The following is a 13085-nucleotide window of genomic DNA, read 5'->3' as shown; positions in this document are numbered from 1 at the left end:
GGCGGCATCGTGCGGCGACGGGCGGGCGGGCACGCGGTACGCGCAGGTGCCCGGGCGCGGGGTCGGTGAGGAGCGTGTGCGGCGAAGGTGAGGGCGCCGGCGGCCTGTCGCCCCGGCCGGTGAGCGGGACGCGGTGATGGGCACGGCGCAGGGATGGCTGATCGGCATGGCGGCCGCCCTGGTCGTCGTGGCCGGGCTGCTGGCCAGCGTGGAGGCGGCGCTGACGACCGTCTCCCGGGTGCGGGTGCGGGAGCTGGACCGGCAGGGGCGGCGCGGAGCGCAGCTGCTGGCCGAGGTGGTCGCCGACCCGGCCCGCTACCTCAACCTGGTGCTGCTGCTGCGGATCAGCTGCGAGCTGGCCGCCACCGTGATCGTCGCGGACCTGTGCATCTCCTGGCTGGAGGAGAGCTGGCCGGCCTACGTGGTCGCCGCGGTGATCATGATCGTGGTGATCTACGTGGTGGTCGGGGTGGGGCCGCGCACACTGGGCCGCCAGCACGCCGACCGGATCGCGCTGGCCGGCGCCGGGGTGATCCACCCGCTGGCCCGGGTGCTGGGGCCGCTGCCCAGGCTGCTGATCGTGCTGGGCAACGCGCTGACCCCCGGCAAGGGCTTCCGGGAGGGCCCGTTCGCCTCCGAGGCCGAGCTGCGCGACCTGGTGGACCTGGCCGAGCAGCGCCGGCTGATCGAACCGGACGAGCGCGCGATGATCCACTCGGTGTTCGAGCTGGGCGACACGCTGGTCCGCGAGGTCATGGTGCCGCGCACCGACATCGTGTTCATCGAGCGGGACAAGACCCTGCGGCAGGCGCTGTCGCTGGCGCTGCGCAGCGGGTTCTCCCGCATCCCGGTGGTCGGCGAGAACGAAGACGACGTGGTCGGCATGGCCTACCTCAAGGACGTCGTCCGGCGCGTCCACGAGCACCCCGAGGGCGCCTCCCGGGAGCTGGTGGAGTCGGTGATGCGCCCGGCCACCTACGTGCCCGACAGCAAGCCCGTCGATGAGCTGCTGCGCGAGATGCAGGCCCAGCAGACCCACGTGGCCATCGTCATCGACGAGCACGGCGGCACCGCCGGGTTGATCACCATCGAGGACATCCTGGAGGAGATCGTCGGGGAGATCACCGACGAGTACGACGAGGAGCGTCCCCGGGTGGAGCACCTGCCGGACGGCGCGGTCCGGGTGACCGCCCGGCTGCCGGTCGCCGAACTGGCCGAGCTGTTCGGCGTGGAGCTGGACGTGGAGGAGGTCGACACGGTCGGCGGGCTGCTGGCGCACGCGCTGGGCCGGGTGCCGATCGAGGGCTCCCGGGCCACGGTGGCGGGCCTGGAGCTGACCGCCGAGAGCCTCGCCGGCCGCCGCAACCGCATCGGCACCGTGCTGGTGCGGCGCCTGCCCACCGAGCGGGAGGGACGGGCCGAGGAGGAGCGGCACTCCGGCGGCGCCGAGCGGATGCGCGGCTGAAGCGGCGTCCCGCCTCTGCCCGCGGGGCCTTTAGGCTGGTGGCGTGAGCGAGATCAGTGCCGAGGACGCCAAGATCATCACGCTGGCCCGGGCGTCGCGGGCCCGCACCGGCGCCGCCGAGGGCGCGGCCGTCCGGGACGAGACGGGACGGACCTATGCGGCCACCAGCGTGGACCTGCCTTCGCTGAAGCTGTCGGCGCTGCAGGTGGCGGTGGCGATGGCCGTCTCCAGCGGCGCCGAGGACCTGGAGGCCGCCGCGCTGGTCACCGCAGACGAGCAGGTGCGTGACGCCGACGTCGCCGCGGTGCGGGATCTGGGCCGCAAGGCGCCGATCCTGCTGGCGGCCCCTGACGGCTCGGTGCGCGCCACGCTGGTGCCCTGATGGCCTCCTCACGCCACAGAAGGACCCGCCGCGGGACGGGTGGGTCCGGCAAGCCGAACTCCCCGGCCGCGGGCGCGTCGCGATCCGGCGGGCCGCAAAGCCCCATCGGCCCGGGCCGCAGGCCCCTGCGCGCCGGACGGTCCGCCGCGCCGGTGGGTGACAATCGAGGGATGACCGCGCCGCAGATCATGACCGCCCAGGCCCCCGAGGGCTTTCGTTGCGGGTTCGCCTGCTTCATCGGACGCCCCAACGTGGGCAAGTCCACCCTGATGAACGCGCTGGTCGGCACCAAGGTGGCGATCACCAGCAGCCGTCCGCAGACCACCCGCCGGGCGATCCGCGGCATCGTGCACCGCTGTGACGCCCAGCTGATCATCGTCGACACCCCGGGGCTGCACAAGCCGCGCACGCTGTTGGGGGAGCGGCTGGACAGCCTGGTCCGCTCCACCCTCACCGAGGTGGACGTGATCGGCTTTTGCATCCCCGCCAATGAGAAGATCGGCCCCGGTGACCGGTTCATCGCCCGGGAGCTGGCCGGCCTGTCCGGCAAGACCCCGGTGGTGGCCATCGTCACCAAGACCGACCTGGCCGACCGGCGGCGGATCGCCGAACAGCTGGTGCAGGTGGACCGGTTGGGGGACTTCGCCGACATCGTGCCGGTCTCGGCCACCGAGGGCTTTCAGGTCGATCTGGTGGGCGATCTGCTGATCTCCCACCTGCCGGAGGGCATGCCGCTGTACCCGGAGGGCGACCTGACCGATGAGCCCGAGCACGTGCTGGTCGCCGAGCTGATCCGGGAGGCCGCGCTGGAGGGCGTGCGCGATGAGCTGCCCCACTCCATCGCCGTGGTGGTGGACGAGATCCGGCCCCGCGAAGACCGCGACGACCTGATCGAGGTGTACGCCCACCTGTTCGTGGAGCGGCCCAGCCAGAAGGCGATCGTGATCGGCGCCAAGGGTTCGCGGCTGCGCGAGGTCGGCACCTGCGCCCGCAAGCAGATCGAGGCGCTGCTGGGGGTCAGGGTCTACCTGGACCTGCAGGTCAGCGTGGCCAAGGACTGGCAGCGCGACCCCAAGCAGCTGCGCCGGCTGGGCTTTGACGACTGAACGACCGCAGGCCGCCACGGCCGCAGGGCGCACGGCCGTGGCGCGCTCAGCCGCCCCGGCGGGCCAGGGCCAGGCCGATCAGCAGGAGCGAGGAGGCCACCGACAGGTACCAGCCGTACCCGGCGCTCACCTCCAGGCCGCCCAGGAACATGCGGCCCACCCCGATCTCCTCGCGGAAGCGGTCCAGCCGCAGCAGGAAGACCAGGCAGCTGATCAGGGCGAGCGCTCCGGGGACGGCGGCCAGCGCGCCGATGCGCAGGTCGCCCTTGAGCAGGCTCCAGCCGATCATGACGATCGCCGCCACCGCGAACACCGGGACCAGCTGCCCGGTGCCGTCCACGTTCACCCCGGCCTCGGTGGCCAGCTCGCGGTGCAGCACCTGCCCGAACCCCTCCAGGCGCACGCCGGCCTTGGCCCACGGCAGGAAGGCCGACACCAGCAGGGCCGTGGCGGTGAGCAGACGGGCCAGCCCCCAGCCGGCCGACGGGGAGCGGGCCGCGGCGGGCGGCTCGGCCGGCGCGGCGCCGGGATCCGGCGGCGGCGCGGGCGGCAGGAAACCGGGCCGGGGGGAGGAGGCCGGCCGGTCCTCGCCGGGCGGCGTCCACCCTTCCTGCTGACCTTGGTCACCCATCATGTCGCCCAGCCTAGAAGGCCGGGCCGCCGCCGCGGGTCCCTTCCCGCGTGTTTCCGCCGGCCCCGTGGCGGGCGGCGCGGTGTGCGAGGCAGGGGGTGCCGCCCGTCGGGGAGAGGCCCCACCGTCCACAGGAACGGATACTTTGTGCAGCGATCAACTTTCTTGGGAGGGTCTGTGTCGTTTGCTTCCCAGTCGTCCCGCCGGTTCCGTATGCCCGGTGAGCGGGCAGGCGATCGCCGGGTGACCGCAGCGGCCGGGAGGGCGGCGTGGTGACGTCCGGGAGCACGCTCAAGACGGCGCTGGTGCGCGCGCCGGGACCGCGCCTGGCGGAGGGGATCGTCACCCATATCGACCGGCGTCCGGTGGACGTGGAGCTGGCCGCCCGCCAGCACGCGGCGTACGCGGCGGCACTGCGGGCGGCGGGCTGGCGGGTCCACCCGGTCGAGCCGGCCCCGGACCTGCCCGATGCGGTGTTCGTGGAGGACACCGTGGTGGTCTGCGACGGGCTGGCGGTGCTCGCCCATTCCGGGGCTCCCGGCCGCCGCCCGGAGGTGGCGGGCACCGAACGGGCGGTGCGCGCCCTCGGGCTGGAGGTGGCGCGGATCGAGCCGCCCGCCACGCTGGACGGCGGAGACGTCCTGCAGGTCGGCGACACGGTCTATGTGGGCCTGTCGGGACGCACCAACGAGGACGCCGTTTGCCGGCTGGCCGCGCTGCTGGGCGCGCGGGGGCGGCGGGTCGTCCCGGTGCGGGTGACCGGCTGCCTGCACCTGAAGTCGGCGATGACGGCGCTGCCGGACGGGACCTTGATCGGGCTGCCCGAGCATGTGGACACCTCCGTGCTGCCCGGGCTGCGGGTGGCGCCCGAACCGGCCGGGGCCCACGTGGTGGTGCTGGCGGAAGACCATGTGCTGATCTCCGCCTCCGCCCCGCGGACCGCTGCGCGGCTGCGCGCCGAAGGACTGCGCGTCACGGCGGTGGACATCAGCGAATTCGAGGCGCTGGAGGGCTGCGTCACCTGTCTTTCAGTGCTCATCCCCTGACGCTCCGTAGGGTGACCTTCGGTCAACGCCCAGGTCAGCGCGTTTCGGACGGGGCGGCAAGCCCATCACGAACGTCCGAAAGCGCGGTGAGAAGTTGGTAAAGCATTCTTAACGTAGCGGGTGGTCCGCGGAAATATCGCGCTCCAGACTTGGCAGAGGGAAAACCGGGACCTCGGTCACAAGGAGCGGATAGTTGCGCAAAAGATCCCTGCGTTATTGGGCTGCCCTCGCCGTCTTGCCGGCCGCACTGCTCGTCGGCTGCGGCGATTCGGATAATTCCAGCGGAGGGTCCGGGGACGGCGACACGATCAAGGTCGGCATTCTGCACTCGCTGAGCGGCACGATGGCCATCAGCGAGGTGACGGTGGCCAATGCCGAGAAGATGGCCGTCGACGAGATCAACGCCGCCGGCGGGCTGCTGGGCAAGAAATTGGAGGTGGTCCAGGAGGACGGCGCCTCCGACTGGCCGACCTTCGCCCAGAAGGCCCAGAAGCTCATCAGGCAGGACAAGGTCGCGGCCGTGTTCGGCGGCTGGACCTCGGCCAGCCGCAAGGCCATGCTCCCGGTCTTCGAACGCAACAAGGCCCTGTTGTGGTACCCCGTGCAATACGAGGGCCTGGAGAGCTCGCCCTATATCTTCTACACCGGCGCCACCACCAACCAGCAAATCGTGCCGGGCCTGGACTACCTCAAGGAAAAGGGCAAGAAGCGCATCTTCCTGGTCGGCAGCGACTACGTCTTCCCGCGCACCGCCAACAAAATCATCAAGGCGTACGCGGCGGCCAATGACATGGAAATTCTGGGCGAGGAGTACACCCCGCTCGGGCACACCGAATACAGCACGCTGGTCAACAAGATCGTGGCCGCCAAGCCGGACGCGGTGTTCAACACCCTCAACGGCGACAGCAACGTGGCCTTCTTCAAGCAGCTCAAGAGCGCCGGCATCACCGCCAAGGACATCCCGGTCATGTCGGTGAGCATCGCCGAAGAAGAGGTCAAGGGCATCGGTGTCGACAACATCGTCGGTCACCTGGTGGCCTGGAACTACTACCAGACCACCGAGGGCGAGAAGAACGCCGAGTTCGTCAAGAACTTCCAGGCCCGTCACAAGGGCGCGGTGACCTCCGACCCGATGCAGGCCGGCTACAACGCCGTCCACCTGTGGGCCGCCGCGGTCGAGAAGGCCGGCACCACCGAGGTCGAGGCGGTCAAGAAGGCCGCCGCCGGGATCTCGCTGGAGCTGCCCGAGGGCAAGGTCACCATCGACGGCGACAACCAGCACATGTACAAGACCGCGCGCATCGGCGTCATCCAGCCCGACGGCCTGATCAAGGAGGTCTGGAACTCCGGAGAGCCGATCAAGCCGGACCCCTACCTGAAGAACTACCCCTGGGCCAAGGGCCTGTCATAACGCCGGACGGCCGAGCAACGGGCGGCGTGCGCAACGGGGCGGACGCCGCCTTCTCGGGGAAGGCGGGCACACGAGGAGGCGGCTGTTGGAAAACCTGCTCAACCAGTTGCCGATCGGGCTGAGCATCGGGGCGGTGCTGCTGCTGATCGCGCTGGGACTGACGTTCACGTTCGGCCAGATGGGCGTGATCAACATGGCCCACGGCGAGTTCATCATGGTCGGGGCCTACACGGCCTACATGCTGCAGGACTGGGCCGGCACCCAGGCCGCGGCCGTCGCGCTGCCGGTGGCGTTCGCGCTGGCCGGCGCGATGGGCTGGGTGCTCGAACGCGCCGCGATCCGGCACTTTTACGGCCGGCCGCTGGACACTCTGCTGCTGACCTGGGGGGTGAGCCTGGTGCTCCAGCAGGCCGCCCGCGACATCTTCGGCGCCCCCAACGTGCAGGTCGTCGCCCCCACCTGGCTGAGCGGCGGAGTGCACATCGGCGGCACCGTCATCCCCTACAACCGGCTGTTCATCATGGCGCTGGCCGCCGTGTGCGTGGTCGGCATCTGGCTCTACATGAACCGCTCGGCCCAGGGCCGCCGGATGCGCGCGGTCATGCAGAACCGCCGGCTGGCCGCCTGCAGCGGGGTCGCCACCGGCCGGGTGGACCAGCTCACCTTCTTCATCGGCTCGGGGCTGGCCGGGGTCGCCGGGGTGGCGCTCACCCTGATCGGCCCGGTCGGACCGTCCCTGGGCACCTACTACATCGTCGACGCGTTCCTGGTCGTGGTGGTCGGCGGGCTCGGGCAGCTGCGCGGCGCGGTGCTGGCCGCGCTGGCGCTGGGCATGCTCAACTCCTTCGCCGAGTTCTGGACCAACGCCAGCCTGGCCAAGGTCATCGTGTTCGCCGCGATCGTCGCCTTCCTGCAACTGCGCCCACAAGGCATGTTCGTCCTTCGCAGCAGGGCCCTGACATGAGCCGGATCATGAACGACAAACTGCGCGGATATGCGATGTTCGCCGCCGTCTCGGCGTTGCTGCTGGTGGTGGCGCCGCTGGCGCTGCCGGGCTTCCGCCTGGACGAGCTGGCCAAGTACCTGTGCTTTGCCATCGCCGCGCTCGGCATCGGCCTGGCCTGGGGCCAGGGCGGCATGCTGACGCTGGGCCAGGGGGTGTTCTTCGGCCTCGGCGGCTATGCGATGGGCATGTACCTCAAGCTCCACGACGCCGGCGGCGAGTTGCCGGACTTCATGGTCTGGAGCGGGGTGGAGGAGCTGCCGGCACTGTGGGCGCCGTTCCGCAACCCGGTGATCGCGCTGGCCGCGGTGGTGGTGCTGCCGGTGACGGTGGCCGCGCTGCTGGGGGCGCTGGTGTTCCGCCAGCGGGTGCGCGGCGCCTACTTCGCCATCCTCTCCCAGGCGCTGGCCGCCGCGTTCGTGATCCTGCTGGTCGGCCAGCAGGGCCTGACCGGCGGCACCAACGGGCTGACCAACTTCTATGACTTCTTCGGCTTCGAGCTGGAGGCCGAGAGCACCCAGCGCGGCCTGTACTTCGTCACCGCCGTGGTGCTGGGCGTGCTGTACCTGCTGGCCCGGCAACTGGTCAAGAGCCGTTTCGGCCGGCTGCTGATCGCGGTGCGCGACGGGGAGGACCGGGTGCGCTTTTTGGGCTACAACCCGGCCACGGTCAAGACCATCACCTTCGCGATCTCGGCGGGCATGGCGGGGCTGGCCGGCGCGCTGTTCGTGCCGGTGGCCGGGATCATCTCCCCCTCGCTGCTGGGCGTCGTCCCGTCCCTGGAGCTGGTGGTGGCGGTGGCGATCGGCGGCCGGTACGCGCTGGCCGGGGCGATCCTGGGCGCCATCGTCATGAACTACGGCAAGACCGCCTTCAGCGAGGAGTGGGCCGGCGGCTGGCTCTACCTGCAGGGCGCGCTGTTCATCGGGGTCATGACGCTGGCCCCCAAGGGCGCCATCGGCGTCTACCAGCAGATCAAGGACGCCGTCGCCCGCCGCCGCAGCGTCCCGGCCCCGCACCAGGAGAAGTCCCCGGCCTCGCTCAAGGAGGAGGTGCCGGCATGAGCGAGCAGGGCAAGGCGCCCGGGCCCGCCGAGGAGCTGCTGCGGATCCGGGGACTGCAGGTCGTCTTCGACGGCTTCCGGGCCCTGGACGGGGTCGACCTGACCGTCGGCAAGGGCGAGCTGCGCTTTCTGATCGGCCCCAACGGGGCGGGCAAGACCACCCTGATCGACGTGATCACCGGGCTGACCCGCCCGGCCGCCGGCTCGGTGAAGTTCGGCGGCGTCGAGCTGGTGGGCCGCAAGGAGCACAAGATCGTCCGGCTGGGCATCGGCCGCACCTTCCAGACCTCGGTGGTGTTCGAGGAACTGACGGTGGTGGAGAACCTGGACCTGGCCGCCTCCTTCCGCCGCCCGCTGCGCTCGCTGCTGCGGCAGCGGCGCGGCGTCGACGAGGTCGTCGCCCAGGCCCTGGAGACCATCGGGCTGACCGAGCTGGCCGACCGGCCCGCCGGGGTGCTCTCCCACGGCCAGCGGCAGTGGCTGGAGATCGGCATGCTGCTCGCCCAGCGTCCCAAGCTGCTGCTGCTGGACGAACCGGTGGCCGGCATGAGCCGGGACGAACGCGAGCGCACCGGCCGGCTGCTCACCGAGATCGCCAAGGACCACACCGTGATCGTGGTGGAACACGACATGGAGTTTCTGCGCCGTTACGCTTCGCAGGTCACCGTCCTGCACGAGGGAAAGGTGCTGGTCGAGGGGGACGTCGCCCAGGTGAGCGCCGACCCCCGGGTCCAGGAGGTCTACCTGGGCCGGTCCGGCAAGGAGGCGGCCGCGTGAGCGGGCGCGCTGGAGGCGATCGGGGGCGGATGTGATGCTGCAGGTCACCGGACTGGAGGCGGCCTACGGGCGGGCGCGGGTGCTGTTCGGCATCGACCTGGCGGTCGAACCGGGGCAGCTGATGTGCGTGATGGGACGCAACGGGGTCGGCAAGACCACGCTGCTGAACTCCATCATGGGCGTGCTCACCCCCACCGCCGGCAAGGTCGTCTTCGACGGCAAGGACGTCACCAGGCTGCCCACCTACGAGCGGGTGCGGCTGGGCATGGGCTACGTCCCCCAGGGGCACGAGACCTTCCCCCAGCTCACCGTGGCCGAGAACCTCCAGGTCACGCTGGAGGCCACCAAGCACAAGGACAAGAGGGCCGTGGACGAGGCCCTGGAGGTCTTCCCCCGGCTGAAGGAGATGCTCAAGCGGCGGGCGGGCTTTCTGTCCGGCGGCCAGCAGCAGCAGCTGGCCATCGCCCGGGCGCTGGTCACCCGGCCGCGGATGCTGATCCTGGACGAGCCCACCGAGGGCATCCAGCCCTCCATCGTGCAGGAGATCGAGGAGGCCATCGAACGGTTGCACAAGGAAAAGGGCCTGGCGGTGCTGCTGGTGGAGCAGTACCTGGAGCTGGCGCTGCGGCTGGCCGACGGCTTCGTGATCCTGGACGGCGGCATGGTGCAGCGCACGGGCACCGCCGATGACCTGCGCGATGAGGAGGTCAAACGCCTGCTGGCGGTCTGAAGGCCCGCTAAAGATCCGCCCGCAGGACGGCCGGCCGGCGTGAACGGGGTTCGCGCCGGCCGGCCCGCATGCGCGGCCCGGGAACCATCAGCCCCATGAGTTGTCTCACATCGCGGGACCGATACCCGTAACACACGCGTCATCGGGTACCTTGAGGTGCATGTCCCGTGGGCTGCTCCTCCTTAGCGGCCGCAGCGGGGGCCTGTGACGGAAGAAAAGGTCGGCTCCCTCGCTGCGGGATTTTGACGTGTGTCGACCGCCAAGGAAGTCCGAGCAGAGGGAAGCACCTTCATGAAGCCCAAGCAGCAGCCCAGTGGGATGCCCTTCCACCGCTACCGTCCCTTCCCCCCGGTCGATCTGCCGGACCGCACCTGGCCCAACAAGACGATCACGCAGGCGCCGCGCTGGCTGTCCACCGACCTGCGGGACGGCAACCAGGCGCTGATCGACCCGATGGACCCCGCCCGCAAGCTGAAGATGTTCCAGCTGCTGGTGCGGATGGGCTACAAGGAGATCGAGGTCGGCTTCCCGGCGGCCAGCCAGACCGACTTCGACTTCGTGCGGCTGCTGATCGAAGAGGACCACATCCCCGACGATGTGCAGATCTCGGTGCTGACTCAGGCCCGTGAGGAGCTGATCGAGCGCACCGTGCAGTCGCTGGTGGGGGCGCCCCGGGCGACCGTGCACCTGTACAACGCCACCGCTCCGCTGTTCCGCCGGGTGGTGTTCGGCATCGGCCGCGACGAGTGCAAGGCGCTGGCGGTCGAGGGCACCCGGCATGTGATGAAGTTCGCCGAGCAGTACCTGGGCGACTGCGACTTCGGCTACGAGTACTCGCCGGAGATCTTCATCGACACCGAGCTGGACTTCGCGCTGGAAGTGTGCGAAGCGGTGATGGACGTCTGGCAGCCCGGCCCCGACCGGGAGATCATCCTGAACCTGCCGTCCACCATCGAGCGCTCCACCCCCAACGTCTACGCCGACCAGGTCGAGTGGATGAGCCGCAACCTGTCGCGGCGCGAGCATGTCTGCCTGTCGGTGCACCCGCACAACGACCGGGGCACCGCGGTGGCCTCCGCCGAGCTGGCGGTGATGGCTGGCGCCGACCGGGTGGAGGGCTGCCTGTTCGGCAACGGCGAGCGGACCGGCAACGTCTGCCTGGTCACCCTGGGCATGAACCTGTACTCCCAGGGCATCGACCCGCAGATCGACTTCTCCGACATCGACGAGATCCGCCGCACCGTCGAGTACTGCAACCAGCTGCCGGTGCACGAGCGGCACCCGTACGCCGGCGACCTGGTCTACACCTCCTTCTCCGGCTCCCACCAGGACGCCATCAACAAGGGCTTCGCGGCGCTGGAGCGGGACGCCGCCGAGGCCGGGGTGCCGGTGGACCAGTACCGCTGGCAGATGCCCTACCTGCCCATCGACCCCAAGGACGTGGGCCGCACCTACGAGGCGGTGATCCGGGTCAACAGCCAGTCCGGCAAGGGCGGCGTGGCCTACATCATGAAGACCGAGCACGCCCTGGATCTGCCCCGCAAGCTGCAGATCGAGTTCTCCCGGGTGGTGCAGCAGCACACCGACACCGAGGGCGGCGAGGTCACCCCCGAGCAGATGTGGCAGATCTTCGAGCGCGAGTACCTGTCCAGCGGGCCGCGCATCGGGCTGCTGGCCCACCGCACCTCCTCCCGGGTGGACGAAAAGGACCACCTGACCTGCGACGTGCGGCTGGATGGGGAGATCCGCGAGATCGAAGGCGTCGGCAACGGCCCGATCTCGGCGTTCGTGGACGCCCTGGGCACCGTCGGCATCGACGTGCGGGTGCTGGACTACGCCGAGCACGCCCTCAGCTCCGGCAGCGACGCCAAGGCCGCCGCCTACATCGAGTGCGAGATCGGCGGACGGGTACTGTGGGGGGTCGGCATCGACGCCAACACGGTGACCGCGTCCCTGAAGGGCGTGCTGTCGGCGGTCAACCGCGCCGCCCGCACCGCCTGACGACCCACGGCGATTCCCCCGGCGGCCGGTGCCGCCGGGACACAGGCCCTGCCAGGCGGTGGTGACACCACGCCTGGCGGAAGCGAAGGCTCCGGCCGTGACGACCTCAGGGCCGGAGCCTTCGCCGTGAACGCCGGCCTCGCCGAAATCCCCCGCTAGGCCGGGTGGCCGAGGACGTGGTGGACCAGCTCGCGCAGCGGCCCGGTCAGCTGGGCCTCGCCGACCGTGGTGACCTGCCCGTCGATGTCGATCTCATAGACGAACTGATCGGGAATGCGCCCCGGGGGCGGCAGCCGCCCCAGGTCGACCCGTGCGACCAGCTCGCGCAACACCGGATCGGAAGCGGTGTCGGACTGGCCGCGCCGTTGGATTCCGGCAAAGCCGCCGCTGCGGACCACGGTCACTTTCAAATTCGCACGCCTACCCCGTCCCATGCCTGCCTGACGGCCTCGGCCTCGGCGCTCGCGGCGCCATAGAGGCGTTCGGCCGTTTCGATCGTAGCCGTGGCGAACCCGGAGAATTCGATGGTCGGGCTCATCGCCGGTCCGGTGAGCGTCTCGTACCAGATCCGGCCGGCCTTCTCCCACGCATGGCCGCCCAGCTCGGCCGCCGCCAGGTAGAAGGCCCGGTTGGGGATGCCGGAGTTGATGTGGACGCCGCCGTTGTCCCGGTAGGTGTGCACGTAGTCGTCCATGTGCCCCGGCTGCGGGTCCTTGCCGATGCGCGGGTCGTCGTAGGCGGTGCCGGGCTCCTTCATCGAACGCAGCCCCACCCCGTTGACCCCCTCGGCCAGCAGGCCCGCGCCGATGATCCAGTCGGCCTCCTCGACGGTCTGCCCCAGGTGCCACTGCTTGACCAGCACCCCGAACACATCCGACATCGACTCGTTCAGCGCCCCGGACTGGCCGAAGTACTCCAGGTCCGCGGTGTACTGGGTGATGCCGTGCACCAGCTCATGCCCGGTGACCTCCAGCGGCCCGGTGAAGCCGGTGAAGATCTCCCCGTCGCCGTCCCCGTAGACCATCTGCTCGCCGTTCCAGAAGGCGTTGGCGTAGTCCAGGCCGTAGTGGACGGTGCTGACCAGGGGCAGCCCGGCGCCGTCGATGGAGTTGCGCCGGTAGACGGCCTCGAAGAAGTCGAAGGTCACCCCCAGCCACTCGTAGCTTTGGTCGACGGCCTCATCTCCGGTGGGGCCGTCGCCTTCGGAGCGCACGACCTTGCCGGGCAGCTCCTCGCGGGTGGCGGCGTCGTGGATCGTCCGGTTGGGGACGAAGTCCTCCTGCGGCTGGGGCGGGGCGACCGTGAGGGTCCGCCGCTCCACCCGGTGGGTGGCCGACAGGACGAGGGTGCGGCGCGCCATGTCGCGCAGCGCGGGGTCACGGGCGTCGCGGGCCAGGCGGTCCAGGATGTGCGGTGGGACGATGGTGCATCTCATGCAGCCACGCTGCCAGCCGAATGTGATTCAGACCA

Annotated in this window: 13 protein-coding genes; 10 read left to right on the top strand and 3 right to left on the bottom strand. The window is 70.5% G+C overall.

The annotated features are described in order from the left end of the window. Positions 1-136 precede the first annotated feature (136 nt). From TCUR_RS15990 to era, 3 genes are all read left to right on the top strand, one after another. Positions 137-1465, top strand: coding sequence for a hemolysin family protein (locus TCUR_RS15990; RefSeq protein WP_012853568.1), 1329 nt, complete (start codon positions 137-139; stop codon positions 1463-1465). 43 nt (positions 1466-1508) lie between these two features. After that, positions 1509-1847, top strand: a complete 339-nt coding sequence (locus tag TCUR_RS15985; protein ID WP_012853567.1) for a cytidine/deoxycytidylate deaminase family protein — start codon at positions 1509-1511, stop codon at positions 1845-1847. 170 nt (positions 1848-2017) lie between these two features. After that, a complete protein-coding gene (gene era / locus TCUR_RS15980; protein ID WP_012853566.1) occupies positions 2018-2953 on the top strand; it encodes a GTPase Era in 936 nt (311 codons plus the stop codon). Positions 2954-2999: 46 nt separating this feature from the next. Here the strand turns inward: era and TCUR_RS26045 are convergent, their stop codons facing one another. Beyond that, the gene (locus tag TCUR_RS26045; protein ID WP_012853565.1) at positions 3000-3587 is read right to left on the bottom strand and encodes a hypothetical protein; all 588 of its coding nucleotides are present in this window, start codon (positions 3585-3587) and stop codon (positions 3000-3002) included. Between the two features lie 266 nt (positions 3588-3853). Between TCUR_RS26045 and ddaH the strand changes: the two genes are divergently transcribed. The 7 genes from ddaH (at position 3854) to leuA (ending at position 11615) form a co-directional block, all read left to right on the top strand. Beyond that, on the top strand, positions 3854-4630 hold the full coding sequence (gene ddaH, locus TCUR_RS15970; RefSeq protein WP_012853564.1) for a dimethylargininase: 777 nt from the start codon (positions 3854-3856) through the stop codon (positions 4628-4630). A gap of 193 nt (positions 4631-4823) precedes the next feature. Beyond that, on the top strand, positions 4824-6041 hold the full coding sequence (gene urtA, locus TCUR_RS15965) for an urea ABC transporter substrate-binding protein (RefSeq protein ID WP_012853563.1): 1218 nt from the start codon (positions 4824-4826) through the stop codon (positions 6039-6041). 85 nt (positions 6042-6126) lie between these two features. Further along, positions 6127-7005 carry an urea ABC transporter permease subunit UrtB gene (gene urtB / locus TCUR_RS15960; RefSeq protein ID WP_012853562.1) on the top strand — a complete coding sequence of 293 codons (879 nt, stop codon included), beginning with the start codon at positions 6127-6129 and terminating at the stop codon, positions 7003-7005. A gap of 8 nt (positions 7006-7013) precedes the next feature. Next, positions 7014-8108, top strand: a complete 1095-nt coding sequence (gene urtC, locus TCUR_RS15955) for an urea ABC transporter permease subunit UrtC (RefSeq protein ID WP_041439867.1) — start codon at positions 7014-7016, stop codon at positions 8106-8108. Beyond that, positions 8105-8884, top strand: coding sequence for an urea ABC transporter ATP-binding protein UrtD (gene urtD / locus TCUR_RS15950; protein WP_012853560.1), 780 nt, complete (start codon positions 8105-8107; stop codon positions 8882-8884). Before urtC ends, urtD begins: the two co-directional genes overlap by 4 nt. Before the next feature lie 34 nt (positions 8885-8918). Beyond that, positions 8919-9614, top strand: a complete 696-nt coding sequence (gene urtE, locus TCUR_RS15945; RefSeq protein WP_012853559.1) for an urea ABC transporter ATP-binding subunit UrtE — start codon at positions 8919-8921, stop codon at positions 9612-9614. A gap of 291 nt (positions 9615-9905) precedes the next feature. Beyond that, on the top strand, positions 9906-11615 hold the full coding sequence (gene leuA, locus TCUR_RS15940) for a 2-isopropylmalate synthase (protein WP_012853558.1): 1710 nt from the start codon (positions 9906-9908) through the stop codon (positions 11613-11615). A gap of 155 nt (positions 11616-11770) precedes the next feature. Here leuA and TCUR_RS28495 read toward each other — a convergent pair whose 3' ends face one another. Together TCUR_RS28495 and TCUR_RS15930 are read right to left on the bottom strand one after the other, a co-directional pair. Then, on the bottom strand, positions 11771-12049 hold the full coding sequence (locus TCUR_RS28495; RefSeq protein ID WP_012853557.1) for a protealysin inhibitor emfourin: 279 nt from the start codon (positions 12047-12049) through the stop codon (positions 11771-11773). Next, on the bottom strand, positions 12022-13050 hold the full coding sequence (locus TCUR_RS15930) for a M4 family metallopeptidase (RefSeq protein WP_012853556.1): 1029 nt from the start codon (positions 13048-13050) through the stop codon (positions 12022-12024). Before TCUR_RS15930 ends, TCUR_RS28495 begins: the two co-directional genes overlap by 28 nt. Positions 13051-13085: the final 35 nt, after the last annotated feature.

This window comes from Thermomonospora curvata DSM 43183 (genome assembly GCF_000024385.1).
GTDB lineage: Bacteria > Actinomycetota > Actinomycetes > Streptosporangiales > Streptosporangiaceae > Thermomonospora > Thermomonospora curvata.
This window is presented reverse-complemented; position numbering and strand designations above follow the sequence as displayed.

Bases quoted from the DNA above. Each gene is read 5' to 3' on its own strand.
- TCUR_RS26045 (WP_012853565.1), bottom strand. From the start codon at position 3,587: ATGATGGGTGACCAAGGTCAGCAGGAAGGGTGGACGCCGCCCGGCGAG.
- era (WP_012853566.1), top strand. From the start codon at position 2,018: ATGACCGCGCCGCAGATCATGACCGCCCAGGCCCCCGAGGGCTTTCGT.
- urtD (WP_012853560.1), top strand. From the start codon at position 8,105: ATGAGCGAGCAGGGCAAGGCGCCCGGGCCCGCCGAGGAGCTGCTGCGG.
- urtE (WP_012853559.1), top strand. From the start codon at position 8,919: ATGCTGCAGGTCACCGGACTGGAGGCGGCCTACGGGCGGGCGCGGGTG.
- TCUR_RS15930 (WP_012853556.1), bottom strand. From the start codon at position 13,050: ATGAGATGCACCATCGTCCCACCGCACATCCTGGACCGCCTGGCCCGC.
- TCUR_RS28495 (WP_012853557.1), bottom strand. From the start codon at position 12,049: ATGGGACGGGGTAGGCGTGCGAATTTGAAAGTGACCGTGGTCCGCAGC.
- TCUR_RS15990 (WP_012853568.1), top strand. From the start codon at position 137: ATGGGCACGGCGCAGGGATGGCTGATCGGCATGGCGGCCGCCCTGGTC.
- leuA (WP_012853558.1), top strand. From the start codon at position 9,906: ATGAAGCCCAAGCAGCAGCCCAGTGGGATGCCCTTCCACCGCTACCGT.
- urtC (WP_041439867.1), top strand. From the start codon at position 7,014: ATGAACGACAAACTGCGCGGATATGCGATGTTCGCCGCCGTCTCGGCG.